The following is a 26,162-nucleotide window of genomic DNA, read 5'->3' on the forward strand; positions in this document are numbered from 1 at the left end:
CCGAGGCCGACGCCATCAACAGCGAATGCGGCATGACCCGCTTGATGCGGGAAAAAATGATGAACCCGGAGTTCATGTCGGCCGTGATGTCGCTGATGAGCGAAAACTGACCAGCCCAGCGCTGCGGCACCGCGCTCGGCTGCCTGTGACAACCGCGTTGGACACCGACAAAGGGGGGTATACGCCCTAGGCCGCTTTCGGCAGGGCGTACGGGTCGTCAAGCTCGCTGGCGAGATCACACAACAGCTCGACGGCCATCTCCAAACGCAGGCGCACGTCGTCTGCAATCAATTCGTCGCGTTCGATGTAGAACAGGCGGTCGTCCCGCAACACAATCGCACCGCCAACAGCGTCTTGCTGTTCGAGCAGAATGCGCTGGAACCCATCATCCAGTGACCGCGTCGCGCGGGACTGCCGGGCGTGGCCCACTGTAAAGTGGCTGTCGAACTCAGCACTGCCCGTCGGGTGTTCACACCACACGTCGAAATCCGCGATACCGATGCGATTGCCTTTGCGACCAACCCGAAAACGTCTGCCCGTTGCGGTCGGCAGACGGAGGACAACCAGGCTGTAGTCCACTGAACGCTTGCCTCCGGATACACAGACCGTGGTGATCGTCGTGTGGAAGCCTCGGTAACGCCCTTCCACCTTGTCGTTTGTCTCGATGGCCTCAGTCCACGGAGCAAACCAGGACCGGGACTGCCGTGGCACCTCGGCGAGCGCAAACCGTGTGGCCAGCGTGCTGAGTTGGGCACGTTTGGCACGGGTGTTCGATCGCGAAAATGGCACGATCGGCAAGACGATGGCCGCCCCGAACACGAGCGGCACGATGATGTCGACCTGATCGCCTTGCGTGAACCCGGGCCAGGCAAAAGGCAACACGAAGAAGAGCGTGAAAAACACACCAAACATGATGACTGCGAAGCGTTTAGAGCTCATGGCAAGACCGAAAGGCCGGTTGGAGCGACAGGCCGCTTCGCGCAAATCGCGTGCCCATCGCTACAGCCCAGTGGCTGCCACCCGAGTGTCGCCGCGTCAGCGCCCGCGACGGTGGCGCATGCGGTTTCCGGTGTCACCCGCGTGAACATGCTTGGTCATGAAGGTCTGCGTGCCATGCTTGCGTCCTGAGCGCGAGCCCTCCCCGCCCGATTTACCGGTGCCCTTGGGCTGGTAGGACGGAATCAGGTGCCGCTTGCCGTTGCCGATCAGGTCGGCGCGCCCCATGTCCTTGAGAGCCTGGCGCAGAATCGGCCAGTTTTCAGGGTCGTGGTAGCGCAGAAAGGCTTTGTGTAGCCGGCGCTGCTTCAACCCGCGCGCACTGGACACACTCTCACCGGTGCCGCGCTTGACGCCCTTCAGCGGGTTCTTTTCCGAGTGGTACATGGTCGTGGCCAAGGCCATGGGTGTGGGCAGAAATGCCTGTACCTGGTCCGCGCGAAAGTTGTTTCGCTTGAGCCAGAGCGCAAGGTTGACCATGTCCTCGGTCGTGGTGCCCGGGTGCGCGGCGATGAAATACGGGATCAGGTACTGTTCCTTGCCCGCCTCCTTGGAGTATTGGTCGAAAAGCCGTTTGAATTCGTCGTAGGTGCCCATGCCGGGCTTCATCATCTTCGACAGCGGCCCGCCTTCGGTGTGCTCCGGCGCGATCTTCAGGTAACCGCCAACGTGGTGAGTGACAAGTTCCTTGACGTAGGCCTTGTCGCGTACAGCGAGGTCGTAACGCAAGCCTGACGCAATCAGTACCTTCTTCACACCTGGCAACTCGCGGACGCGGCGGTAGAGCTTGATCAGCGGCGCGTGGTCGGTGTTGAGATTCTTGCAGACGTCCGGGTACACGCAAGACAAGCGGCGGCAGACCTTTTCGATCTTCGGTGATTTGCAGGCCAAACGGTACATGTTCGCCGTTGGCCCACCGAGATCGGAGACGATGCCGGTAAAACCCGGCACGTCCTGCATCGCCTCGACTTCCCGCACGATCGAGTCTTCCGAACGACTCTGAATCACACGCCCCTCGTGCTCGGTGATCGAGCAGAAGGTGCAGCCACCGAAACAGCCGCGCATGATGTTCACCGAAAAACGAATCATGTTGTATGCAGGGATCTTCGCGTCACCGTAGACCGGGTGCGGCACGCGTTGGTAGGGCAGATCAAAAATCGCGTCCATTTCCGGCGTGCTCAACGGCACCGGTGGCGGGTTCAGCCAGACATCGCGGTTGCCGTGTCGCTGCACCAGCGCACGCGCGTTGCCCGGATTCGTCTCGAGGTGCATGACGCGCGAGGCGTGTGCGTAGAGCACGTCGTCTCGCCGCACCTGTTCGTAGGATGGCAGTCGGATGACCTGTCGGTCCCGCGGCACACGGGCGTTGCGGTCGAACCGCAACACGGTCGATCGCGTGGGTGTGTCCAGTGCGTCGTTCGTTGCATCGCCGCCCGTGGCAGACGGCGTCACGGTGCCGCAGGCCGGCTCGCTGCCGGCGCGTGAGGTGCGCGAGGCCCCCTCCATACCCTCCATCGCGTAGGGGTCGGGGTGCGCATCCACCTTGCCAGGTGTGTCGACAGAGGTGGAGTCCACCTCCAGAAACCCCGCCGGCACGGCAGTGCGGATGAAGGCAGTGCCGCGGATGTCCGTCAGCTCACCAACCGCCTCGCCACTGGCCAGACGGTGTGCCACCTCGCCCAGTGCACGCTCGGCGTTGCCGTACAGCAGAATATCCGCCTTGCTGTCGAGCAGCACCGAACGGCGCACCCGATCGCTCCAGTAGTCGTAGTGCGCAATCCGGCGGAGGCTGCCCTCGATGCCACCGACGACAATCGGCACGCTTTTGTACGCCTCCCGGCAGCGGTGGCTGTAGACAGTCGCCGCGCGGTCGGGGCGTTTACCGTGTGCGTTGTTGGGCGTATAGGCGTCGTTGTGTCGGAGGCGGCGGTCCGACGTGTAGTGGTTGACCAGCGAATCCATGTTGCCGGCCGTCACGCCGAAAAAGAGCTCCGGTTTGCCGAGCGCCATGAACGCGTCGACGGACTGCCAATCCGGCTGCGCAATGATGCCCACGCGGAAGCCCTGGGCCTCGAGAAAGCGGCCGATCACTGCCATGCCGAAACTCGGGTGATCGCAGTAGGCGTCCCCGGTGACGATGATGATGTCGCAGGCATCCCAACCCAGTTCGTCCATCTCCGCCCGACTCATGGGCAGAAACGGCGCGCTGCCGAACTTGTGTGCCCAGTGTTTGCGGTAGGAGAACAGGGGTTTGGCGGTGTGCATGGCGACCTCCGGCCACACGGATCAAGACGTAACTCTCTATTATCTCACGACATTGCCGGCTTGACCGGGCACCGACACACAGCACCGGTTCGCGCCGGCAGGGCCGGGGCGTCAGCTCGTGCGCGCAACGAACACCCGCACCAGTGTGCTGAGGCCGCTGTAGCTCGCCTCGACAATCGCGGACGTCTGCGTGGTGATGCCGCTCGCGGCGGCCACCGTGCCCTTGCTGCCGGCGGTGTTGTTGACCGACAACGCACTGGTGTCCCCCAATGTCACGGTCCACTCAGCCTGCTCGGTGACGATGACGCTGCTGCCGTCTGCGAAATGCGCCGTGAGCACCAGGGCTTGCGTTGCACCGGAGGCGAGGTCGATGTCGCCCGCGCCGCTGCCGATTTCGATCCGCTGCAGCACAGCGCCCGGATCGACCACCACCGAGGCATCTGCCTGCAGACCGCCGCACGCGAACCGCACCGTGCCCGAGCCGGTCGCATCGGCCTGGACGAGACCGTTCGTCGTCGTGGACAGGGTCAACGCCGTGGTGGGTGTCTCATCGACCAGCGTCCAGGTGCCGAGGTTGCTGACGTCGAGTGTGCTGCTGTCGGAAAAGGTGGCCGTGGCGACAAACTGCCGAGTGGCGCCCACTGCCAGCGACACACTCGTCGCGTCGAGCGCGAGGCTCGCGAGGGTGTCGGCGGCAACCAGGTTCAGCGTTGCTGGCACGCCGCTGTCCGACACCTGCACGGCGTAACTGCCCGACGCCTGTGCGTGCACGCCGAGGCTGTCGTCGCCGTTGGTGACGACGACGTTGCTCGGTGCGCTGACCAGGAACGGCGGCAACAGCAGGAAGCTGCTACCGTCGGCGAAGCTGCCGGTCGCCGTGGCGTTGCCGGTTCGGCACTCGTCCACCGAGAGCGGGTCCGGGTTGAAGGCAAACGAGGCCAGCGGACTGGCGTAGGCCTCGAGCGTTGTGCTCGCCTCGGCGGCACCGACACGCGCCGTCACGGTGCTCGTGCCGACGGCCAGACTGTCGAGCAGCCCGCTGTTCACGCTGATGACGCTGCCCTCGCTCGATTGCCAGGTGACGTCACCGGTGAACACGGACTGCTGGCCCTCGAAATCCGTGGCGAGCAGCGTCAAACGCTGCGCTGCCCCCACAGGGAGCCGGGCGGAGTGCGACTCGAATGCAATCGAGACCACCCCCTGCTCGCGCTGCTCGACCGCATCGAGGAGCGGGCCAACGCTGTCGTTGCACCCCGCGACCAGCACAGCCGTGCACAGCGCCACATGCCGACACCGGAGCCTCACGGGCGTACCGTCCACGAGAGGCTGCCGCGCAGCGCACCCGAGGTGATGTCTTCATCGAGCCGCAGGTAGACCGCCTCGATCGACCAGTCCCAACGCGCCGACAGGGCGCGCTGCACCCCCAGACTGAAATGCAAGCCAGACCTATCGATGTCGGTGTTGGTGTTGCCGCGTTGCTCGAGCCCGGCGAAACTCGCACCGACGCGCGAGAGCAACCGGTAGCCGCTCGGCCCGGGGGGCGCCACCATGCGCAAAGACGCCGACGCGTAGTGCCCGAGGCCCAGCCGCAAGTCGCCAAGCGTGTCCTCGTCAAGGCCGCTGCCGGCGGTGAGTTCAAACAGCAGGCCGTCGCCCACCGGTACACCGACACCGACGCTGAGCACAGGTATGTCGAAATCCGACTCGCTGAGCGTGTAGCGCTGAACGTCCAGGTTCACGCGGGCGACCGCGCCATGCCAATCCAGTGCGGGCGCGGCCAAGCCAAGCTGACAGAACAGTGCAGCGCCAGCCGCCATTGCGCAGCGCCGGAATCGCGCAAGCAGGCCACGCCGTGGCAGATCGAGAAGGCGGGTGATCCAGGTGCTCGTCATGGGATGGGTCCCCGATACGCGCCGCGCGGACGTGCGTTGCATCAGTTCAGACTACACCACCCTGACAACTCGTTGCTGGCCAGGGTTTCGAGTACGTCGATACACTCCTCACTCGCATTCAGGCAGGGGATGGTCGCGAAGTGCTCGCCACCGGCTTCGAGGAACGTGTCACGCCCCTCGAGCGCGATCTCCTCGAGCGTTTCGACACAGTCGGAGATGAAGGCCGGGGCCGCCACCATGACCCGTTTGATGCCTTTTTCGCCGAGGGATTCCAGTGTCTTGTCGGTGTAGGGCTGCAACCATTCGGCGGGCCCGAAGCGGGATTGGAAGCTCATGCGCAAACGGTCTTCGCTCCAGCCGAGGCGCTCACGCACCAGCCGTGTCGTTTTGCAACAGTGGCAGTGGTACGGGTCACCCTTGTCGAAGTATTTCTTCGGGATGCCGTGGTACGACAGCAACACCACCTCCGGGTCGAAGTCGGCAGCCGCCACGCCATTCTCGATGCTTCTGGCGAGGCGATCGATGTAGATCGGGTGGTCGTGGAAAGCGGGCAAGGTGCGTATCGACGGCTGCCAGCGCATGTCATTGAGCGCGAGGAAGGTCTTGTCGTACACCGTGGCCATGGTGGTGGCGCTGTACTGCGGGTAGAGCGCCATCACCAGGATCCGCTGACAGCCCTGCTCCCGCAGCGCTTCGAGCCGCGACGCAATCGAGGGGTTGCCGTAGCGCATCGCCCAGTCGACAACCACATTCGGGTTGTCCACCCGTTCAACGAGCGCCGCCGCCTGGTCGCGGGTGTACTTGCGCAGCGGGGATTCGTCCGTTTCTTCGATCCAGATCGACTTATAGGCCTCGCCACTCTTGCTCGGCCGAATCGTCAGGATGATGCCCTGCAGGATCGGCTGCCAGAGCCATTTCGAGGTTTCAATGACGCGCGTGTCGCTGAGAAACTCCGACAGATAGCGTCGCATCGACCAGTAATCGGTCGCGTCAGGTGTGCCCAGGTTCACGAGCAGTATCCCCACCTTTGGCGAGGGTACAGCGGGGTGGCTTGGGGGCAACTGAAGGGGACTGTTCATGGTGTTGGGGACGGAAAGACACTGCGACAGTGTACCAACTCACAGGTTCAATCGCGTTCGAACACCCCTTCACCGGAGTTGCGTTATGACGCGTCATCTCCGCCGTGGGATCGCGCCAGCTCGAGGCTGTGGATCAGCTTAAACAGCTTGCGCGCCGACTTGGGCGGGGCGTCGACGGCGGCTTCCTGCGCTGCGCTTCGCACCCACTGCCTCACCTGCTGTCGATCGATCTCGGGGTGGCGCGCAAAGAGTTCGCCCACGGCGTCGGCGTCGTTGGCCAGCAGGCGATCGCGTAGCCGCTCGGCACGGTGCAAGGCCTGCACGCCCTCGCGATGCGGCGCACGGTGGCGGGCCAGCACGGCCCGCAGTGCGTCCGGGTCGACGTCAGCCAATTGACGGGCGAGGTGTCGCACCTCCCGATTGAGCGCCTTCGGGACCAGGCGTTTCGCTGCGTCAAGCGCCTCGCGCAACGGTGCGGCCACCGGCAGGCTGTCGATCAGCGGGCGCGGCAACGCCACCAGGTCACGTACGGTGGCCTGCAGGGCCTTGTGGTCCCGCTTGCGCTGTGAGCGACTGGGCCCGAGGTCTGTCGGGTCGAACGCGTCATCGCTGTCACGGTCTTCGTCGTGGTCATACTCGTTCATGCTGTGTTCCGCGCGGACGCGTTTGCCTCCTGGTGGGTGACCCAGCTCGCACCGCCGACGATCAACAGCGCACCGAGCGCAACCAGCACACTCGGCTGCTCGGCGAACAGCGCAAAGCCCGCCAACGCGCTCCAGACCAGTTGCAGGAATTCAACCGGCTGCGCAGCGGTCACGTCAACGGTCTTCAACCCCTGCGCAACGCACCAGTGGCTCAAGGTGGCAAACACGGCGGTGCCAAACAAGACGGCGAGCTGCCAGGGTGCCGGGGTTTCCCACACAAACACCGCAAACGGTGCCATCGTCAGCGTACAGAACACCGCGAGATAGGCAATCACGGTCTCGCTGCTGTCGCGGCGCACGAGCGATTTGGTCAGCAGTTTCGACACCGCAAAGAGCGGCGCCGCCAGCAGCATGGCGACAGTGGCAGCGCCGATCGGCACCCAGCCCGGTCGAAGGATCAACATCACACCAACCAGCCCGATCAGCACCGAAGCGATCCGCACACCGGTCAGGCGCTCGCCGAGAAACAGCCAGGCGCCGAGCAGCACGTAAAGCGGTGACGTGAAGCTCAACGCCGTGATGTCGGCGAGCGGCAGGCGCGAGATGGCGAAGAACCACAGCAGCACACCGACCCCGTGCGACACGCCGCGCACCGCATGCCCCGACACCCGCTGACTCTGGAACAACCGGGCCCCTTGGCGCCAGACCAGCGGCAGGATCAACACCAGGCCGAGAGCATAGCGAATGAACGCCGCCTGAATCGGGTGCAACGAGAGCGACACGAGACGGACGAGCACCATGAAGGCAACGAACAACAGACCGCCCAGAGCGATCCAGGCCAAACCACGAGATTGATCAGACAGCGCGACCACGTTTCGCTTTTCCGTTGTGCGTCGGCGGCGACGCCCGATCCGGGTACTCCGGCCAGACACCCACACGCGTTGCCCGTGCAGACCCGACACACAGCGTGCGTGTCAGGTCGAGCGGTTCACCGATCTAACAATCGCAAATCACGCGCAAGGCAAACACATGCGGCAAGGCGCGCAGCTCGTCCAGCATGTCGCTCGGCGGATCCGAGTCGATGTCCAGGATATTGTACGCGACATCCCCTCGGCTCTTGTTCATCATGTCCGCCACGTTGACCTCGAAGCGCTTGAGTACGGACAGCACGTCCCCAAGGACACCCGCAACGTTGGTGTTGGCGAAGGTCAAACGGCAGCAACTCTCCCGGTGCATGGCGATCGCAGGAAAGTTCACGCTGTTGCGGATGTTGCCGTTTTCGAGGTAGTCCATGAGCTGATCGACGGCCATTCGCGCGCAGTTCTCCTCGGCCTCGCGCGTCGATGCGCCGATGTGCGGCATCGCCAGCACATCGTCACGCCCGAGCAGGCCTGGCTCCGGAAAATCGCAGACGTAGGTGCGCAGCGCGCCGCTGTCGAGCGCACGCACCACCGCAGCCGCATCGACCACACCACCGCGGGCGAAGTTCAGCAGCACCGCACCCGATTTGGCCTGCGCCAACGTGTCGGCGTTGATCATGTGCTTGGTTGCTTCGATCGCCGGCACGTGCAGCGTGATGTAATCGGACCGCGCGATCAGGGCATTGATGTTCTCCGCGCGCTGAACACGACTCTGGAGGCGCCAGGCCGCTTCGACGGAAATGGCTGGGTCGTAGCCGATCACGTCCATGTCGAGCGCAAGCGCCGTGTCCGCCACGAGTGAGCCAATTGCGCCGAGGCCGATCACACCCAGCGTCTTGCCGCGGAGCTCGCTGCCGGCAAACTGCTTCTTCTGCTTCTCGAGCAACGCATTCATGGTGGCGCCATCCTCGAGGTCTACCAGACTCTGGCTGTATGCCAGGCCCGGCACGATCCCGCGCGACGCCAACAACATGCCGGCAAGCACCAGCTCCTTGACCGAGTTGGCGTTTGCGCCCGGCGTGTTGAAGACCACCACGCCATTGGCAGTGTAATCCTCCACCGGAATGTTGTTGACGCCGGCGCCGGCGCGCGCCACGGCCAGCAGTGACTCCGGCACGTCGAGGCCGTGGAGCTTCTGGCTGCGAAGCAGGATCGCCTCGGGTGTGTCGACCTCCGGTCCAACGGTGTAGCGGTCGGTGTTGAAGCGCGAGAGCCCGACATCGGAAATGGCGTTGTAGGTTTTGACAGTGAACATCGGGTTTTTCTCAAGCATCAGAAGTGGCAGGGGCAGTGGCGGTGGCGGTGGCGGTGTAAAAGGCCCAGTCCAACCAGGGGACCAGTGCCTCGAGGTCGGCCGTTTCCACCGTCGGGCCGCACCAGATACGGAGTCCAGCCGGTGCATCGCGGTAGGCACCCACATCAAACGCGGCCGCTTCGGCGGCGAGCAGCTGAACCATGGATTTGACGGCGGTCGGGTCGGCATCGACCGCCAGGCACACACTGGTGGTCGAGCGGGTGGCCGGGTCACGCGCGAGGTGGCTCAACCACGGCCGTTCGGCCACGGCAGCCTCGAGCACGGCCGCATTGCGTCGCGTCCGGGATTGCGTTTCCCCGACACCACCGATGTCCTCGACCCACGTGAGCGCGTCCAGGCAATCGGCCACACACAACATCGACGGTGTGTTGATCGTTGCACCGCGGAAGATCCCGTCGATCAGCTTGCCGCCCTTGGTCAGGCGAAACACCTTGGGCACAGGCCAGCTCGGGGTGTAGGTTTCGAGTCGTTCCACTGCGCGGGGGCTGAGAATCAACACACCGTGCGCGCCCTCGCCGCCCAGCGCCTTTTGCCAGGAAAAGGTGGCAACGTCGATCTTTGCCCAGGGGATGTCCATGGCAAACACCGCCGAGGTCGCGTCGCACAGCGTCAGGCCGCTGCGCTGGTCGTCGATCCAGTCGCCATTGGGCACTCGCACACCGGAGGTCGTGCCGTTCCAGGTGAACACCGTGTCTGCATCAGGCCGCACCTCGGACAGGGCCGGCAGGTCGCCGTAGTCGGCTTCCAGACGTCGCACATCGGGCAGCTTGAGTTGATTGACGACATCGCTGACCCAGCCCGAGCCGAAGGATTCCCAGGCCAGGATGTCGATGGGGCGCTGTCCGAGCAGAGTCCACATCGCCATCTCGAAGGCGCCGGTGTCGGACCCCGGTACGACACCGACCCGGTAGCCCTCGGGCAAGCCGAGGATGCCTGCGGTGCGAGCACACACCTCCGCGAGCTGTCCCTTGCCCGGCTCGGCCCGGTGCGACCGGCCGAGCGCCGCAAGGTCGAGCGCGTTCACGCTGTACCCGGGACGCTTGGCACAGGGGCCAGAGGACAAATGCGGGTTGGCAGGCCGGCGGTGCGGTTTGGGCGGGGCAGTCATGGGATCCTCGACAGAGTGTGAAGCGTGAGTGGTGTTCTCCAACCCGAAGGCTGGTGATCACGTCGCGCCTCAGGTCGGGGATGGGATCAGGCAGATGAACCTGACGAACGGGCACAGGACGATGCGCCGCAGCCCGACGCGACGGCGGCGCTCAGCGGACGGGCCGCGTGTGCGATATCGGTCGAAGTGCAGGCGATGGGCATCGGGTGACAGCCGCTGGGCAGGAAAGAGCAGAAGCCCAGTATTTAAGCGCACCACCGGACACAAAGCAACTTAACCCGACTTGTATTTAATCAAATGCGACAGAATGGTACCGGAGCAGGCACAAAAAAAGCCCCGCGTGACGGGGCTTCTTTCGACGCCAGGGTGCAATCAGCGCTTGCTGAACTGCGTGGCGCGACGGGCCTTGCGAAGGCCGACTTTCTTGCGCTCAACCTTGCGCGCGTCGCGCGTCAGGAAGCCGTGGCGACGCAGGTCTGCCCGCAATTCTTCGTTGTAGGAGAGCAGCGCGCGTGCGATGCCGAGGCGAATGGCGCCCGCCTGGCCACTGCTGCCACCGCCATTGACGGTGATGCTGAAATCGAACTTGTCTGCCACCGAAAGGGCTTCGAGCGGCTGACGGACGATCATGCGCGAGGTCTCACGGCCAAAGAAATCCTCCAGCGGCTTGCTGTTGACGGTGATCGAACCACCGCCGGCACGCATGAACACGCGGGCGCTGGAGGTCTTGCGGCGGCCGGTGCCGTAGTACTGTTCGGGCATAGTCGGAATCTCAGATGTCCAGCGGCGTCGGCTGCTGCGCGACGTGCGAGTGGTTGGAGCCGGCAAACACGCGCAGTTTCTTCAACATGGCGCGTCCCAGCGGGTTTTTCGGCAGCATGCCTTTCACGGCGGTCTGCAGGATGCGCTCGGGGTGCTCGGCGCGCTGCTTGGCCAGGTTCACTGTCTTGAGCCCACCGATGTAGCCGGTGTGGTGGTGGTAGAGCTTGTCGCTCTCCTTGCTGCCGGTCACAGCGATCTTTTCCGCGTTGATCACGACGATGTAGTCGCCGGTGTCAACATGCGGTGTGTATTCCGGCTTGTGCTTGCCGCGCAGTCGACGCGCGATCTCGCTGGCGAGCCGCCCCAGGGTTTTGCCCTCGGCGTCGACCAGGAACCACTGTCGCTTCACCTCGGCCGGTTTGGCGCTGAAGGTTTTCATCACTTGCTCCAGAGTGGCCACGTGGGCCTTGGCAGCCACGTTCGACCTGAATGTGGCGCAGAGAAACCGTCAATTGTAAGGGACGCTACTGTGGTGCACAAGTCCGAGCCGTGCAATCAGGCCCCAGCGACGGTACCCGACCTCCCCGGACACCCCTTCCAGCCGTAAGAAAACAGCCCAAACTTTTGTTTTCAAAGCAAAAAAGGCGCATCGCCGGATTCGATCGGAGACGCCCCTGCCGCGTCAGGCAGCGCCGGTCTCGAGCTCCAGCGCCCAGGTGATGTCCACCGTCGGTTCGAGCATCTTGGTGACCGAACAGTATTTCTCCATCGACAACGAGACAGCCCGGTTCAGCGCCTTCTCATTGAGCCCGTCGCCCTCGAATCGGAACACCAGGTGAATCGACTCGAACACGGCCGGCACCGCGTCCGCCCTGACCGCCTCCATGGTCACCTCGAAAGCCAACGGCAACTGTCGGGACTTCTCCAGCATCACCACCACGTCAAAGGCCGAACACCCGCCAAGCCCGACCAGCACCATCTCCATCGGCCGGCCCGCGAGGTTCCGGCCACCTGAGTCCGGCGAACCGTCCATCGCAACCGTATGACCACTGCCGGTGTGTGCCACAAAAGACTTTTTTTCCAGCCATTTGACGCGGGTTTGCATGGTGTTTGCTCAGAGGAACTGTCGATAAGGATTCAAATTCTACCCGTTCGGGCCGATACCCCGGAAACGGGCGTGCAAATGCACCCCCTGCAGCGTGGCTTCTAGCGATTCTGCCCAACCGTCGGCCACGAGCACCACTTGAGAGCACAGGAATGAATGGAGCGTCAAGGATAATGATTCCGCCGCGAAACTTGGCCCAGCCGGAAGCCTGGCTGCAGACACTCCTTCGCCACAGCCACCGCCGGCAGTACGCGAACAAAACCACCATCATCCACCACGGTGACCAGCCGGAGACGCTGTACTACATCGTCGACGGGTCGGTCAGTGTGGTGGTCGAAGACGACGACGGTCGGGAGATCATCCTGGCCTACCTGAACAAGGGCGACTTTTTCGGTGAGATGGGACTCTTCGAGGAAGCAGCCAACCGCTCGGCGTGGGTCGTCGCGCGCTCCAAATGCGAGTTCGCAGAAATCAACTACGAACAGTTCAAGCGACTGGCGAAGCAAGAGCCCGAGATTCTCTTCGCACTGACCCGCCAGATCGCGTCCCGCCTGCGCAAGACATCGAGCAAGGTCAAGGACCTGGCGTTTCTGGACGTCACCGGCCGTGTCGCGGCCACCCTGCTCGACCTCGCCAAGCAGCCCGACGCAATCACCCACCCCGACGGCATGCAGATCCGCATCACACGTCAGGAAATCGCCCGCATCGTCGGGTGCTCTCGCGAGATGGTCGGCCGGGTGCTCAAGGACCTCGAAGAGCAGAACATGATCCACGCACGTGGCAAGACCATGGTGATCTACGGCACACGGTAGCCAAACTTACCAGCCTGCAACACACACCAGCTCAAAGCCCCGCACACGCGGGGCTTTTTGCGTTGGCGGGCCGCTTTTGATCAGCGAACACGCGTCCACAGCCGGCTAACAGGCCGTTCGATGCACCACCGCGAAGGCGATCGGTGCCAGTGCTGCTGTGGTACCGTCTACTTGAACTGCCGCCCCGCCGCACGCATGTCAGAACCGAAGACACGCGGTCCGGAATGCGGGCCGAGAGACACAGCATGAGCACATCCAAATCGACTGCCGCCGACATCTCGCGACGCGGCTTTCTGACCACGGCCGGCACGTCGGCGCTGGCCTTGGCGACCGGCGCGTCGCTGGGACACTACGTCCAGGCCCAGAGCGCCGAACCCATCCGTATCGGCTTTCAGCAACACAGCACCGGCATCGGCGCGGCCTACGGGCGCTGGTACGGTCGCACCAGCGAGGCCGCCGTGGCTGCGATCAACGAGATGGGGGGCATCAACGGCCGCCCGGTCGAGCTGGTCGCCGAGGACGACGGCACCGACCCCAAACGCGGCGCTGAGGTGGTCGAGAAATTTGCCAAGCAGCGCAACTGCGACGTGGGCTTCGGCACCCTGTTCAGTCACGTCGTCATCGGCTCGGCACCGCGCGCGGGCGAGCTGAAGCTGCCCTACTTCGTCGTGTCCGAGGGCCACCACGTGGCGTCGGGTATGCTGAACCGCTACACCCTGCAACCGGCCATCACAGACGTGAAAAGCCAGGTTCAGGCGATGGCCCCTTACGTTGCTGACACGCTCGGCAAGAAAGTCACGATGATCTACCCCGACTTCGCGTTCGGCCACGACCACCGCGATTACTTCTCCGCCGCAATCGAGGCGCAGGGAGGCACGGTAATCGAGAAGATCGCAATCCCGCCGACCGAGACGAGTTTCACGCGCTACTTCCCGCGCATCCCGCGCGACACCGAGGTGATCTACCACGTGATGGTCGGCCCCGCAGTGTTGACCTTCGTCAAGGAGATGGGCGAGTTCTTCGGTGGCCGCGGGCCGCAGATGTTCGGCTTCATCGACAGCCTGGAAGCCGTTGACATCCAGTCGCCGGGCCTTGAGTTTCTCGAAGGCAGCTACTTCTGGGAGGGCAACCCGCGCTACGCGCAGAGCGACCAGACCGACTTCGACAAGGCCTTCCGCGCAGCGGTCGGCGTCGACGACAACGGCGCCTCGATCTCGGATGGCCGCGACGTGTCAACCTACGCCCACATGTTCGGCTGCTGGGAAACACTCTTCGTGATCAAGCGTGGCATGGAGGCCTGCGACTACAAAGGCCCCGCGGACCGCGCCAAATTGATCGAAGCAGTCGAAGCGATGAGCGGCTTCGAGGAATCGATGCAGTTCCCGCAAGGCCCGAAGGTGTTCAACGGGAAGACGCACCAGGCTTTCGGCTACCAGTACATCTCGAAGGTTGAAAACGGTCGGCTCAACCGCGTGCACACCACCGGCATGGAAGACGGCTTCTACGAAGACGAAGTCGACTACACCTCGCACCCGCTCTGACGTCCATCGAGCGAGGGTTGGCGTCGCCGAGCCGGCGGCGCCAACACCCAAGCGCTGTAGCCGCCCTTCAACCTGTCCCATCCGCCGTTTTGAGCTCATGGCGCGACGACGATAGCTGGACACGCCCCTGATGGAACTTGGACCGCACCTGGTTCTCGCGCTGCTCGAAAGTGCCGTGTCGACGGCCGTGCTTGCGCTGACCGCCATCGGGCTGGCACTGGTGTTCGGCATCATGCGCGTGGTCAATGTGGCGCACGGCGAATTCTTCATGCTCGGCGCCGTGTTCGCCTGGTGGATCGCCGACACGCTCACCGGCTGGTCGCCGGCCGTCGGCTTCGTGCTGGCGCTGCTGTTCAGCCCGGTGATCGTCGGCGCCGTGGCCTACGCCTCCGATCGCATCGTGATCAGCCGCGTGCAGTACGACCCCGAGCGCACCATCGTCGCCACCGTCGGCCTGCTCTACATCTTTCAACAGGTCTCGTTGATGACCTTCGGCCCCGATGCGCGGCCGGTCGAGCCGCCGTTCAACACGCGACTCGCGATCCCGTGGTTCGAACACACCGAGTCCGGTTGGAGCATCTACTGGCCCTGGGGGCTCAGCATCACCAGCTACAAACTGGCAGTGATCGCGACCGCGGTTGTGCTCCTGATCGGCGTGTGGCTCGTGCTGACACGGACCAAGCTTGGCTTGATCATGCGGGCGACACAGCAGGACAAGGACATCGCCCAGGCGTTCGGCATCCGCATCGAACGCGTGTATGCCCTGGTGTTTGCCAGTGGCGGTGCACTCGCCGCGCTCGGTGCGGTCTTGATCGTGCCGATCCAGCAAGCCCACTACCTGATGGGCGGCGACCCCTTGCTGCTGTCGTTCATCGTCGTGATTCTCGGTGGGCTCGGGAGCCTCTCGGGCACCCTGCTCGCCGCGGCCATCATCGGCCTGGGCAATGGCATGATCGCGGTGTTTTTCTCCCCCACGCTGGCCAAGATCCTGGCCACGTTGTTGGTCGCCATGGTGCTGATCTGGCGCCCGCACGGGTTGTTCGCGAGGGCGAGCCGATGAACTCGCGCCGCTCAGTCGTGTTCACCGTGGGCACGTTGCTCGCACTGTTCGCGCTGGTCATGCTCCTGCCCGAATACCACCAGGGCAACTTCGCCCGCATCATGGTGCTCGCCTGCTTCGCGTGCGCCTACAACATCACCTTCGGCTACACCGGCCTGTTGAGCCTCGGACACGCGATGTTCTTTGCCGCCGGCCTGTACGGTCTGGGGCTTGGCGTGCAGGTCTGGGGCGCGTCCGCCGGCGGCGGGCTGGTGCTTGGCCTGCTCTGCGGACTCGGCTTGTCGCTGGCGGTTGGCCTGTTGGCCCTGCGCACCACAGGTGTCTCGTTCATGATCGTGACGCTGATGTTCTCGCAGGCGTTTTTCCTCACCGTCCTGCTGTTTGGCGAGTACACGCGCGGCGACGAGGGCTTCGTGATCGCGCGCGAACGCCGGCAGTTGTTCGGCGTCGACTTGTCGAACGACGGCACCCGCGTGGTGTGCGCCTGGCTGCTGCTGAGTGTGTGTGTGCTGCTCTGCCAATGGTGTGTTCGCAGCCGACTCGGCAAGGTGCTGATTGCGATCCGCGAAAACGAGGAGCGGACCCGCATGTTGGGTTACGACGTGTTCCGCGCCAAACTCCACGCGGTGTGCATCTCCGGCACGCTCTCGGCGCTTGCAGGTGCGGCCTACGCCCTCCTGTTCGGCTACGCCGGCGCCACCTTCGCGTCGGTGCAATACTCGATCTTTCCACTGTTGTGGGTGTTGCTCGGCGGCGCCGGCACCCTGCTCGGGCCACTGGTCGGCACCACGCTGATGTTCTACCTGATCGACATCAGCAGCGGGCTGACATCGGCCTACATGCTGATCGCCGGCGTGACGCTCGTGCTGCTCACCCTGTTCGTGCCCGAGGGTATCGTCGGCACGTTGCGTCGGCGCGTCGCCCCGTGGATTCAGTGAGACCCTGACGATGGCATTGCTTGAAGCCCGGGGATTGAACAAAGCCTTTGGCGGCCTCAGGGCCACCGACAACGTCGACCTGTCGGTCGAGCCCGGCACGATCCACGCGCTGATTGGCCCGAACGGCGCAGGCAAATCCACGCTGGTCAATCAGTTGAGCGGGCGCATCGCGCCCGACAGCGGTACCGTGCACCTGCAGGGCGACGACATCACCCACCTGCCCGCGCACCAACGCGTCCAGCGCGGCTTAGCCTACACCTTTCAGATCACCTCGGTGTTCCCTAACATGACGCTCGCCGCCAACGTCGAGATCGCCGCCCTGGTGCACCAGCCCGACGACCGGGCCGTCGAGGCCGCCGTGTTCAAGGCGCTGGACACGGTCGGGTTGCTCGAGCGACGCGACCAGCTCGCCGGCGACCTCGCCTACGGGCACCAGCGCCTGCTCGAGATCGCACTCGGCATCGTGCAGGAACCGGCACTGCTGATTCTCGACGAGCCGACGCAGGGCCTCGGCGACGCCGAAGTGGCGTGGTTTGTCGACTTGCTGAAGCAGCTCCGCGGCGACACCACGCTGCTGCTGATCGAGCACAATATGGACGTTGTCATGGCCTGCGCAGACACGATCACGGTGTTGCAATTCGGCGCCGTGATCGCCAGCGGTGATCCGGCGAGCATTCAATCCAACGACGCTGTACAGGCAGCGTACCTCGGAGGCTGAGGTGTTGACGCTCGACGGTATCGCCGCGGCCTACGGTCGCGTCCGGGTGTTGCACGACGTGTCGGTGGCGCTGGACGCCGGCGAAGTCGTCTGTGTGCTCGGCCGCAACGGTGCTGGTAAGACGTCGACGATGAAAGCCATCATGGGTCTGCTGCCGCTGGTCGACGGTGCGATCTCGGTCGATGGCACGCGCATGGACACGCTCTCGGCCGATCAGGTGGTACAACACCGAGTCGCCTACACACCGCAGGGACGGCGTCTCTTCCCGGAACTCACGGTGCGCGAGAACCTCGAGATCGGCCTGATGGCGCGCAAGCGGGATGCCGACACACTCGATTGGGTGCTCGAGCTGTTCCCGCAGCTGAGCGAACGTCTCGATCAGCTGGCCAACACGCTGTCGGGCGGCGAGCAGCAGATGGCTGCGATCGGCCGGGCTCTGTGCACCCAGCCTCGCTACCTGTTGCTTGACGAGCCCACCGAGGGCCTGCAACCGTCGATGGTGGCGCTGATCCGCGACGTGGTGAAACAGCTTGCCGGTGAAGGCGTCGGCATCCTGATGGTGGAGCAGCGCTTCGACGCGGTCCTGACCACTGCCGACCGCGTCGTGTTCATCGAGAACGGCTACAGCCGTGACACCGTCGACGCTTCAGTCTTGCAGAACGACCGCTCCCTGCTCGACACCTATCTCGGCGTCTGAGTCGCAGCGTCGAACAGGTTTTCGGTTTGTCAATAATGCCCACCGCACACCCTGCGAGTCCGGCTGCGACCGTATACTGTCGCCCTCGGATCTTCGGCGCGCGCACCATGAGCGGAAGCTACCTACTCGACGAGCAAATCGGCTTTGCACTCCGACTGGCGGGTCAGCGGCACACCGCGATTTTCCAGGAGATAATCGAGGATGAACTGACGCCCACTCAATTCTCGACGCTGATCCGTTTGAGTGAAGTCGGTGCCAGCTCGCAGAACCACTTGGGGCGCCTGGTGGGTATGGACGTCGCCACGACCAAAGGTGTGGTAGACCGCTTGCGCAAAAAGAACCTGATCTCGAGTGTCGTCGACGAGACCGACGTGCGCCGCCGGAAGATTCAACTCACGGACGAGGGCGCGGTGCTGGTCAATCGACTCAAACGGCGCGGCAAGGAAATCACCCGCCAAACGCTCGAGCCGCTCGACAACAGTGAGCGGGCCACCTTACTCGCGCTGCTGAAGAAGATCTCCTGAACCCGTTGCCGTCTGCTGTTGACCGGCTGGTGATCCGCCTCCCCCGGTACAGAGACGGTGGCGTGTCAGACCGTATCTGGCTGCGCTGCCCGCTGACTGAACGCCGGTCGGATCTTGCGATCGGGACACGACAGTCAGATGACCGAAACACCTGCTTGATGCATCTGCACGGTGGCACTGGCCAGCGTTTCGCCGTTCATGTCGATGGCACGGCAAGCGCTGGTTCGCACAGTGACCGCGTAGCCCAACCGAGCCGCATCGAGCGCCGAGTAGGCGACACAGAAATCCGTCGCGAGGCCCACCATCACCAACGACGACACCGAACGCTCCTGCAAGAAGCCGTGCAGACCGGTCGGCGTGCGTTTGTCGTTTTCGAAGAAGGCTGAATAGCTGTCGATCGCAGGGTTGCTGCCCTTGCGGATGATGGCCCCGACACGGTCGAGGTCGAGTCCGGCGTGAAACGCCGCGCCCTCCGTTCCGATCACGCAGTGGTCAGGCCAGAGCACCTGTTCGCCGTAAAAAAGCGTGGTCGTCGAGAACGGGTCGGCACCGTGGCTGCTGGCAAAGGAGCCGTGGCCTGCCGGATGCCAGTCCTGGGTCGCTACCACGGTTGCATAGTCCGCCTGCAGACTGTTGATCTCGTCGACGATCTCGTCGCCACCGGCCACGGCCAATGCGCCGCCCGGACAGAAATCGTTTTGCATATCCACAATGATCAACGCCGTATGTTCCGTCATGACGCACTCAACCTTTGCTCTGTCGTGTCCGCATTCTGCTGGACCCGGGTGGATTCAGCGGTGCACACGGCGCACCGCGCCCTGTCACCGCGCCGAGCACCAACGCAGTCCGTGCTCGCCCTTCACCCAAGCGGCGTCGAGGCCACCGACCCGGAGCCGCGGCCGGACGCTGTCGATCACCGCCACGGCCTTGCGCATCGGAGCTGAGGCCGCCCTGTCCCCGTCGCGTTCGCTGATCTCGTCACTGCCCCAGGTTTTCGGAAGTCCACTCTCATCACGACAATCCGCACAGCTTTATCGTTAGTAAGCTAACGTAACAGCGAACCCGCAGGGTGTCAAGGCAGCCCGCCGAACGCACCTGGCCTGTGGCCGCTCTGCGCGTGGCCAGGTCTAGCCGACGACGATATTGACCAGCCGACCCTTCACGACAATGACCTTGCGCACCGTCTTGCCCTCGAGGTGGCGTTGCACCCCCTCCTCGGCCTTGGCGGTCTGCTCGATGGTGTCGTTGTCGGTGTCAGTGGGCACTTCGATCTGCCCACGCACCTTGCCGTTGACCTGCACAACCATGCTGACCGTGTCGGCCACGAGCGCCGATTCGTCGGCTTCGGGCCACGCGATGTCCACCGCTGCGCCCTCGCCGCCGATGGCCGGCCACAGCGCGTGAGCGGTGTGCGGTGTGATCGGCGACAGCAGTGCGACGGCCGTTTGCAGAGCCTCGCGCACGACCGCGTGGGCCTGGGCGCCCTCGCCCTTGAAGCGCCCGATCTCGTTGACCAGCTCCATGACGGCGGCAATCGCGGTGTTGAAGGTGTAGCGTCGGCCGATGTCGTCGGACACTTTCTTGATGGTGCTGTGCGTCTTTGCGCGCAAAGCCCTGTCGTCGTCCGAACACAGGTTGACGTCGAGCGCAGCCACCGGCTGCTCCCCGCCCTCTGTCACATGGTTGTGCACCGCCCGCCAGAGCCGCTTGATGAACCGGTGCATGCCCTCCACGCCCGCTTCTTTCCATTCGAGCGATTGGTCCGGGGGCGAGGCAAACATGGTGAAGAGCCGTACGGTGTCGGCGCCATAGCGGTCGATCATCTCCTGCGGGTCAACGCCATTGTTCTTCGACTTCGACATCTTCTGGATCTTGCCCACGGTGACCGCGTCACCGTCTTCGAGCAAGGTCGCGCCGACGATGGCACCACGGCTGTCGCGTGACAACGCCACTTCGTTCGGCGCGAAGTAGGTCTTCTTGCCAGCCGTGTCCTCGCGGTAGAAGGTTTCGGACACCACCATACCCTGTGGCAGGTAGCGCAAGGCCGGTTCGTCGGAATCAACCAGACCCATGTCTCGCATGAGTTTGTGGAAGTAGCGGAAGTACAGCAGGTGCATCACCGCGTGCTCGATACCACCGATGTACTGGTCGATCGAAAGCCAGTGGTTCGCGCGCTCGTCGAGCATCCCGTTGGCACCGGGACAACAATAGCGGGCGTAGTACCAGCTCGACTGAAAGAAGGTGTCGAAGGTGTCGGTTTCGCGGCGGCCCGGCGTGCCGTCGGGCAGCGTGGCACCGAGAAAGGCCTCGTCCTTCTGCAGCGGCGAGGTCACACCCTCGAAGTGCACGTCTTCGGGCAAGACCACCGGCAAGTCTTCCGCCGGCACCGGGTAGGCTTCGCCCGCCGCGTCGTACACGACCGGGATCGGCGTGCCCCAATAGCGCTGGCGTGACACCAGCCAATCGCGCATGCGGTAGTTGACCTTGCGCTCGCCGTTGGCGTGTTCCACAAGGTAGTCCGCGGTCGCCGCGAGGGCGGCGTCGTGGTCCAGTCCGTCGAACGCGCCGGAGTTGACCAGCACCGTGTCACCCTTGGTGATAAAGGCCTCGTCTTCCACGTTCACCGAGCCGTCGGCCGCATCGACCACCTGCACGATCGGGATGCCGTACGTGCGGGCAAAGTCGTGGTCGCGCTGGTCGTGCCCGGGCACCCCCATCACGGCACCGCCACCGTAGCTCATCAACACGTAGTTGCCGACCCAGACCGGCACCGGTTGGCCGGACACCGGGTGTGTCACATCGACTCCCAGTGCCATGCCTTTCTTTTCCAGTTTTTCGATCACCGCCTCTGATGTGCCGGTGCGCTTGCACTCGGCAATGAACGCGGCCACGGCCGGGTTCTGCTCGGCGACCGCCTGGGCAACCGGGTGCTCGGCGGCCACCGCCATGAAGGTGACACCCATGATGGTGTCGGGGCGGGTCGTGTAGACGCGCACGGTAGCGTCCTGCGCCGGCAGGGACCAATCGAACTCGACGCCTTCGGAACGGCCGATCCAGTTGCGCTGCATCGTCTTGACCATGTCGGGCCAATCGATCGTGTCGAGTCCGTCGAGCAGTTCCTGTGCGTAATCGGTGATGCGCAGGTACCACTGGGCAATCTCGCGGCGCTCGACCGGGTTGCCACAGCGCCAGCAGCAGCCGTCCTCGACCTGCTCGTTGGCAAGCACGGTCTGGTCGGTCTCGCACCAATTCACCTCACCGTTCTTGCGGTAGGCGTCTCCCCGCTTGAGCAGCTCGGTGAAGAACCATTGCTCCCAGCGGTAGTAGTCGGGTTTGCAGGTGGTGACCTCGCGCGCCCAGTCGAAACCGAAACCGAGTGCCTGCATCTGCTGCTTCATGTAGTCGATGTTGGCGTAGGTCCACTCGGCGGGCTGTCGGCCCCGCTCGATGGCGGCGTTCTCTGCCGGCATGCCGAACGCGTCCCAGCCCATCGGCTGGAGCACGTTGTAGCCGTTCATCCGACGGTACCGGCTGATGACGTCGCCGATGGTGTAGTTGCGGACGTGGCCCATGTGCAGCTTGCCGCTGGGATAGGGCAACATGCTCAGGCAATAGTACTTCGGCTTGTTCGAGTCCTCGCTGACGGCGAAGGACGCGTGGGTGTGCCAGTAGGCCTGCGCGTCGCGCTCGACCGCGCGGACGTTGATTTCGGCTTGCATCGGAGAGGGCCAGTGTTCGTTGCGACAACCCTCTATGATAAATCAACCGAGCCAATCCGTTGGCGCCCAAGGCAGTCGATTCAGACCGGATCCGGCACCCGCGGCAGCCGCCCGGCAAGTCCCATGAACTGCCTGGCCAGCCGACGTCGCAGTGGCGCGGCCCGGTCGGTGAGCACCAGGCCCGCACCCCGCAGGTGCCCAAGCAGCGTCGAGTCACCCCGAAACAGCCGGGCAAAGGCCTCGGTACCCGCGCGCGTGGCCACTTGGTCCACCCGGCGCAGCCCCTGGTAACGCCGGGCGATGTGCTCTGCTGCCGGGTCCTGGCCCGGCGCGAATTCGCCGAGCAGCTCCGCGAGGGTCAGGGCGTCGCGCAGCGCCAGGTTGAAGCCCTGCCCGGCGACCGGGTGCAGGGTACGCACGGCGTTGCCAAGCAACACCAGGCGCTGCCGCCAGCTCGCTTCGGCCTCGACCGAGACCAGTGGGAAATGCGCGCGCTGCGACACCGCCTCGAAGCGGCCGACGAAGCCGGCACGCGCCTGGATATCGGCGAGAAACGCGTCGTCGCTCGCCGAGAGCACGCCGTCGAGCTGGGTATCCGGCACGGTGTAGACGACTGACAGCGTGTCTGCGTCGAGCGGCAACAACGCCAGGGGACCGAAATTGCAGAAACGCTCCCAGGCGCGGCCGGCGGGCCAACCCCGGCCGGTCACCTCGGTCACCACGGCGTGTTGATCGAAACGGATATCGCGCTTGAGACCGATGCCGGCAGCCTCCCGCAGCGCGGACTGCGCCCCGTCGGCCGCCACCACGAGACGGCTGTACACGGTTTCGCCGCTGTCGAGTTCGAGCCGGGTACCGTCTTCGGATTGAGTGAAGGCACGAACGGTGTCCGGGCTCATGACGGTCACCCGATCGGCCCCGGCGATCCGGTCGCCAAATGCCGCCGCCAGGGCTCGGTTGGGCGCGACGTAGCCCAGCGCCGGCACCGCCATGTCCTCAGCGGTCAGCAGGACGGAGCCAAAGTGGTGCTGCTGAGACACGTGCACGGAGCGGATGGCGCAGGTGTCGTCGGCGATCTCGTCCCAGAGACCCAGGGCGTCGAGCAACCGCTGCGAGGCCAGTGCCAGTGCCGTGCTGCGGGGGTCCTCGACACTGCTCGACAGGGCACGACGGTCGATCCACACCATCCGCAGTGCGGTCGCGGACAGCGCGTGTACCAGACTGGCACCAACCAGCCCGCCGCCGACCACGGCGACGTCGAAAGGCTCACTCGCCAACGGACGTCGCCATGGTGCGCTCGATGTCCTCGACCGTGAGCGGCGCCCCTGCCGAGATGACATCCGCGCCGTCGCGCGCCACCGCAACATCGTCTTCCACGCGAATGCCGATTCCGCGGTACGCCTTCGGCACACCCGGGCCGGAGGGAATGTACAGGCCCGGTTCAATCGTGAGCACGTTGCCCACATCGAGCTCGCGCCAGGCCTTGTCCGTCTTGTACTCGCCCACGTCGTGCACATCGAGGCCCAGCCAGTGGCTCGTGCGGTGCGGGAAGTACCGTGTGTGTTCGCCGGCCCGGATGAGGCTGTTCGCGCGGCCCTTGAGGATACCGAGCTTGACGAGGCCGCGGGTCAGCTCCGTGACGGCGGCATCGTGTGGGTCACAGAAGGCGTTGCCCGGCTGCACCGCGTCCATGGCGGCACGGTAGGCCGAGAGCACCACTTCGTACACCTCGCGTTGCGGGTCGGTGAAGCGGCCGTTGACGGGAAAGGTGCGGCTGATGTCGCCGGCGTATCCGTCCAGCTCCGCCCCGGAATCGATCAACACCAGGTCGCCGTCTTCCAGCGGCTGGTGGTTGCTGACATAGTGGAGGGTGCAGGCGTTCTCACCACCGGCCACGATTGGCTCGAAGGCGTGGGTCCCACCCGCACGGCGGTAGTGGTAGCCGAGTTCGGCCTCGAGCGCGTACTCCATCATGCCGGGTTCGCAACACTGCATCGCACGCACGTGCGCGCCCGCCGACAGCTGCCCTGCCCGACGCATCTGGGCAATCTCGGTGCGCGATTTGCCTGTGCGCATCTCGTGCATGAGTGGGTCGAGTGCGACGAACTCCGTTGGCGTGTTTTGCCAACCCCGGGTCTTGGCGTGGACCTGGTTGATCCAGCTCATCAGTTGCGCGTCGAACTCACTGTCCAGCCCGAAGGTGTGGTAGACCTGATCGCAGCCCTCGATCAGGCCCGGGAGGATCTCGTCGATATCGTCGATCGGAAAAGCGTCGTCGCACTCGAGCACCTGCGGCGCGAGCATCACGCCGACGCGCTTGCCATCCCATTGCTCGCGCTGCGGGTCGCGGTCGCGGCAGAAGATCAGGTACTCACCCTGTTTGCGGCCGGGAATGAACACCGCCACCGCGTGCGGCTCCTCGAAACCGGTGAAGTAGAAAAAGTCGCTGTTCTGTCGGTAGCTGTGGTGCGTGTCACGGCTGCGCACCTGCTCGGCGGCCGCGGGCAGAATGGCGATGCCGCCGGTGCCCACAGCGCGCAACAGGTGGCGCCGACGGCGCGCGCGTTCGTTCAGTAGGGTTTGCGTTGAAGCCATGGTTGAAGCATTTCGACGGGGTCTGTGGGGGTGAAGCCACGCAGCCGGTGCAGGCGTCAGTGGACGCTGTTCCGACTGGCGGCGAGCACCGGTTGCATTTCCTCGAACACGAGCATGACACCGACACGCACGTACTCTTCGAGTTCGATCAGGGCATCCTCGGCCTCGGCATCGTCGTCGTCGGCACCGTGGCCGGCGGCCGCGATGGCGCCGACGTCGTTGAGCAGCTCGCGCGCCTCCTCGCTCAGGACCCGATCGGGTTGCAGCGCACTGAGCGAGAGGGCGTAGGCGTAGCCCCGGCACCAGTCCGCCAGCGCATCTGCCCGTTCGATGAGGCTGCTGCTGTCGTCCGGCAGCAAGGGGCTGAAGTCAAGTTCGTCACCGGCGAGCGACGAGAGCGTGCGGTCGTACAAGGCGCGCAAGCTGCCTTTGAGCCGTTGGCCGAGCGCGTCGTCGTCCTCCGGCACGACAAAGAGCTCGTCGAACCAGCGCTCGAACCCGGGCGCGGCCTCACCACACGCGAGACCGACCAACACACCGTGGCTCTCCGCCACGCTGACGTTGCACTCGAGCTCGTCGGCGGCCTGAATCAATTCTGCGTAATCGGCGGCTGTGTTCATGCGTGCATTCTACTCGACCCGAATTGCCGTTTACCGCTTTGTGTCATCTGGTAGGATTGTGCCCGATTTGGCAAATCGTGATCGGTACGGCGACGCTCTGCTTATGGACCCCTCTCATCCTCTCAACACGCGGCTCTCGCGCCTGGCGTCTCGCGTCGACGACATGGCCCGTGAACTCGAACGCCTGCGGCGAGAAAACCGCTCGTTACTGACGCAGCGCGAAGGCCTGCTCGATGAACGCGCGAAGCTGAAAGAGAAGAACGAGCTCGCCAAGGTCCGCGTCGATGCGATGATCTCGCGCCTGCGCTCACTGGAGTCAAACTCGTGAGCGACAACACGGCTGTCACTGTCAAGCTGCTCGAACGCGACATCAAGCTCGCCTGCCCCCCCGAGGAAGTCGACAACCTGCACGCCGCCGCCAAGCACCTCGACGCGCACCTGCGAGACCTGCGCAAGCGCGCCGCGTCCAGCTCACCCGAAAAGCTCGCGCTGGTCGCTGCCATGAACATGACCAGCCAGCTGCTGAGGGCACAGCACGGCGGGCCTGACATCGACACCGTGGTCGACATCCTCGGCAGCATCGAGTCCACCGTGGAGACCGCACTGAGCACCGACGCCGAGGGGGTTGCTGAAGCGAGCACCGACCCGGTCGAAGACGTCGATCACAGCACGCCAGCCACCCCGGCCTCCTGAGGCGCCGGCCGGCGTGGTTGGCCAGCAAACTGCTACTATCGGTCTCAAGGACACCCCCTGGTGAATCACGGTCGGCTGGGTATACCCTTGAGCCTTAATTCACTACCCAGGGAAGCAGTGTGCGACTGACAGTGAGCACGTCCGCCACGGCGGAAAGCC

Annotated in this window: 26 protein-coding genes; 9 read left to right on the forward strand and 17 right to left on the reverse strand. The window is 64.4% G+C overall.

Going from position 1 to position 26,162, the window contains the following annotated elements; genetic code table 11:
• Positions 1-186: 186 nt before the first annotated feature.
• The 12 genes from AAGA11_13760 to AAGA11_13815 all read right to left on the reverse strand — a co-directional run bounded on the left by AAGA11_13760 (position 187) and on the right by AAGA11_13815 (position 12,086).
• Positions 187-939, reverse strand: a complete 753-nt coding sequence (locus AAGA11_13760) for a hypothetical protein (protein MEM9603926.1) — start codon at positions 937-939, stop codon at positions 187-189.
• A gap of 96 nt (positions 940-1,035) precedes the next feature.
• Positions 1,036-3,261: a YgiQ family radical SAM protein gene (locus AAGA11_13765; GenBank protein ID MEM9603927.1), complete on the reverse strand. Its 2,226-nt coding sequence runs from the start codon at positions 3,259-3,261 to the stop codon at positions 1,036-1,038.
• Between the two features lie 111 nt (positions 3,262-3,372).
• Entirely contained in the window at positions 3,373-4,566 is a 1,194-nt protein-coding gene (locus tag AAGA11_13770) for a hypothetical protein (protein ID MEM9603928.1), read from the reverse strand.
• Entirely contained in the window at positions 4,563-5,153 is a 591-nt protein-coding gene (locus tag AAGA11_13775; protein MEM9603929.1) for a hypothetical protein, read from the reverse strand. Before AAGA11_13775 ends, AAGA11_13770 begins: the two co-directional genes overlap by 4 nt.
• A 41-nt stretch (positions 5,154-5,194) precedes the next feature.
• The gene (hemH, locus tag AAGA11_13780; GenBank protein ID MEM9603930.1) at positions 5,195-6,232 is read right to left on the reverse strand and encodes a ferrochelatase; all 1,038 of its coding nucleotides are present in this window, start codon (positions 6,230-6,232) and stop codon (positions 5,195-5,197) included.
• Positions 6,233-6,315: 83 nt separating this feature from the next.
• Positions 6,316-6,876 carry a ribosome biogenesis factor YjgA gene (gene yjgA / locus AAGA11_13785; GenBank protein MEM9603931.1) on the reverse strand — a complete coding sequence of 187 codons (561 nt, stop codon included), beginning with the start codon at positions 6,874-6,876 and terminating at the stop codon, positions 6,316-6,318.
• Positions 6,873-7,838 carry a DMT family transporter gene (locus AAGA11_13790; GenBank protein MEM9603932.1) on the reverse strand — a complete coding sequence of 322 codons (966 nt, stop codon included), beginning with the start codon at positions 7,836-7,838 and terminating at the stop codon, positions 6,873-6,875. The genes yjgA and AAGA11_13790 overlap by 4 nt, the downstream gene beginning before the upstream one ends.
• 34 nt (positions 7,839-7,872) lie before the next feature.
• On the reverse strand, positions 7,873-9,051 hold the full coding sequence (locus AAGA11_13795; protein ID MEM9603933.1) for a phosphoglycerate dehydrogenase: 1,179 nt from the start codon (positions 9,049-9,051) through the stop codon (positions 7,873-7,875).
• A gap of 10 nt (positions 9,052-9,061) precedes the next feature.
• Positions 9,062-10,219, reverse strand: coding sequence for a phosphoserine transaminase (locus AAGA11_13800; GenBank protein MEM9603934.1), 1,158 nt, complete (start codon positions 10,217-10,219; stop codon positions 9,062-9,064).
• A 372-nt stretch (positions 10,220-10,591) separates the two neighbouring features.
• The gene (rpsI, locus tag AAGA11_13805) at positions 10,592-10,981 is read right to left on the reverse strand and encodes a 30S ribosomal protein S9 (protein ID MEM9603935.1); all 390 of its coding nucleotides are present in this window, start codon (positions 10,979-10,981) and stop codon (positions 10,592-10,594) included.
• 10 nt (positions 10,982-10,991) lie between these two features.
• Entirely contained in the window at positions 10,992-11,420 is a 429-nt protein-coding gene (gene rplM / locus AAGA11_13810) for a 50S ribosomal protein L13 (protein MEM9603936.1), read from the reverse strand.
• A 243-nt stretch (positions 11,421-11,663) separates the two neighbouring features.
• Complete coding sequence (locus AAGA11_13815) at positions 11,664-12,086, reverse strand: OsmC family protein (protein ID MEM9603937.1); 423 nt, start codon at positions 12,084-12,086, stop codon at positions 11,664-11,666.
• 173 nt (positions 12,087-12,259) lie between these two features.
• Between AAGA11_13815 and crp the strand changes: the two genes are divergently transcribed.
• From crp to AAGA11_13850, 7 genes are all read left to right on the forward strand, one after another.
• On the forward strand, positions 12,260-12,898 hold the full coding sequence (gene crp / locus AAGA11_13820) for a cAMP-activated global transcriptional regulator CRP (GenBank protein MEM9603938.1): 639 nt from the start codon (positions 12,260-12,262) through the stop codon (positions 12,896-12,898).
• A 245-nt stretch (positions 12,899-13,143) separates the two neighbouring features.
• Complete coding sequence (locus tag AAGA11_13825) at positions 13,144-14,439, forward strand: ABC transporter substrate-binding protein (GenBank protein ID MEM9603939.1); 1,296 nt, start codon at positions 13,144-13,146, stop codon at positions 14,437-14,439.
• A gap of 130 nt (positions 14,440-14,569) precedes the next feature.
• On the forward strand, positions 14,570-15,499 hold the full coding sequence (locus tag AAGA11_13830) for a branched-chain amino acid ABC transporter permease (protein MEM9603940.1): 930 nt from the start codon (positions 14,570-14,572) through the stop codon (positions 15,497-15,499).
• On the forward strand, positions 15,496-16,437 hold the full coding sequence (locus AAGA11_13835) for a branched-chain amino acid ABC transporter permease (GenBank protein MEM9603941.1): 942 nt from the start codon (positions 15,496-15,498) through the stop codon (positions 16,435-16,437). Before AAGA11_13830 ends, AAGA11_13835 begins: the two co-directional genes overlap by 4 nt.
• A gap of 10 nt (positions 16,438-16,447) precedes the next feature.
• The gene (locus AAGA11_13840) at positions 16,448-17,155 is read left to right on the forward strand and encodes an ABC transporter ATP-binding protein (protein ID MEM9603942.1); all 708 of its coding nucleotides are present in this window, start codon (positions 16,448-16,450) and stop codon (positions 17,153-17,155) included.
• A gap of 1 nt (position 17,156) precedes the next feature.
• The gene (locus tag AAGA11_13845; protein ID MEM9603943.1) at positions 17,157-17,852 is read left to right on the forward strand and encodes an ABC transporter ATP-binding protein; all 696 of its coding nucleotides are present in this window, start codon (positions 17,157-17,159) and stop codon (positions 17,850-17,852) included.
• Positions 17,853-17,959: 107 nt separating this feature from the next.
• On the forward strand, positions 17,960-18,376 hold the full coding sequence (locus tag AAGA11_13850) for a MarR family transcriptional regulator (GenBank protein MEM9603944.1): 417 nt from the start codon (positions 17,960-17,962) through the stop codon (positions 18,374-18,376).
• A gap of 134 nt (positions 18,377-18,510) precedes the next feature.
• Here the strand turns inward: AAGA11_13850 and pncA are convergent, their stop codons facing one another.
• The 5 genes from pncA to AAGA11_13875 all read right to left on the reverse strand — a co-directional run bounded on the left by pncA (position 18,511) and on the right by AAGA11_13875 (position 25,310).
• The gene (pncA, locus tag AAGA11_13855) at positions 18,511-19,113 is read right to left on the reverse strand and encodes a bifunctional nicotinamidase/pyrazinamidase (protein MEM9603945.1); all 603 of its coding nucleotides are present in this window, start codon (positions 19,111-19,113) and stop codon (positions 18,511-18,513) included.
• A 390-nt stretch (positions 19,114-19,503) separates the two neighbouring features.
• A complete protein-coding gene (leuS, locus tag AAGA11_13860) occupies positions 19,504-22,095 on the reverse strand; it encodes a leucine--tRNA ligase (protein ID MEM9603946.1) in 2,592 nt (863 codons plus the stop codon).
• A gap of 80 nt (positions 22,096-22,175) precedes the next feature.
• On the reverse strand, positions 22,176-23,372 hold the full coding sequence (locus AAGA11_13865) for an FAD-dependent monooxygenase (protein MEM9603947.1): 1,197 nt from the start codon (positions 23,370-23,372) through the stop codon (positions 22,176-22,178).
• Complete coding sequence (locus AAGA11_13870; protein ID MEM9603948.1) at positions 23,362-24,690, reverse strand: aminopeptidase P N-terminal domain-containing protein; 1,329 nt, start codon at positions 24,688-24,690, stop codon at positions 23,362-23,364. Before AAGA11_13870 ends, AAGA11_13865 begins: the two co-directional genes overlap by 11 nt.
• 56 nt (positions 24,691-24,746) lie before the next feature.
• Entirely contained in the window at positions 24,747-25,310 is a 564-nt protein-coding gene (locus AAGA11_13875) for a UPF0149 family protein (GenBank protein ID MEM9603949.1), read from the reverse strand.
• 103 nt (positions 25,311-25,413) lie between these two features.
• Here AAGA11_13875 and AAGA11_13880 point away from each other — a divergent pair, with 103 nt between their 5' ends.
• Positions 25,414-25,638, forward strand: a complete 225-nt coding sequence (locus AAGA11_13880; protein ID MEM9603950.1) for a TIGR02449 family protein — start codon at positions 25,414-25,416, stop codon at positions 25,636-25,638.
• Entirely contained in the window at positions 25,635-26,003 is a 369-nt protein-coding gene (locus AAGA11_13885) for a cell division protein ZapA (protein ID MEM9603951.1), read from the forward strand. The genes AAGA11_13880 and AAGA11_13885 overlap by 4 nt, the downstream gene beginning before the upstream one ends.
• Positions 26,004-26,162 lie beyond the last annotated feature (159 nt).

This window comes from Pseudomonadota bacterium (assembly GCA_039196715.1).
Taxonomy (GTDB): domain Bacteria; phylum Pseudomonadota; class Gammaproteobacteria; order CALCKW01; family CALCKW01; genus CALCKW01.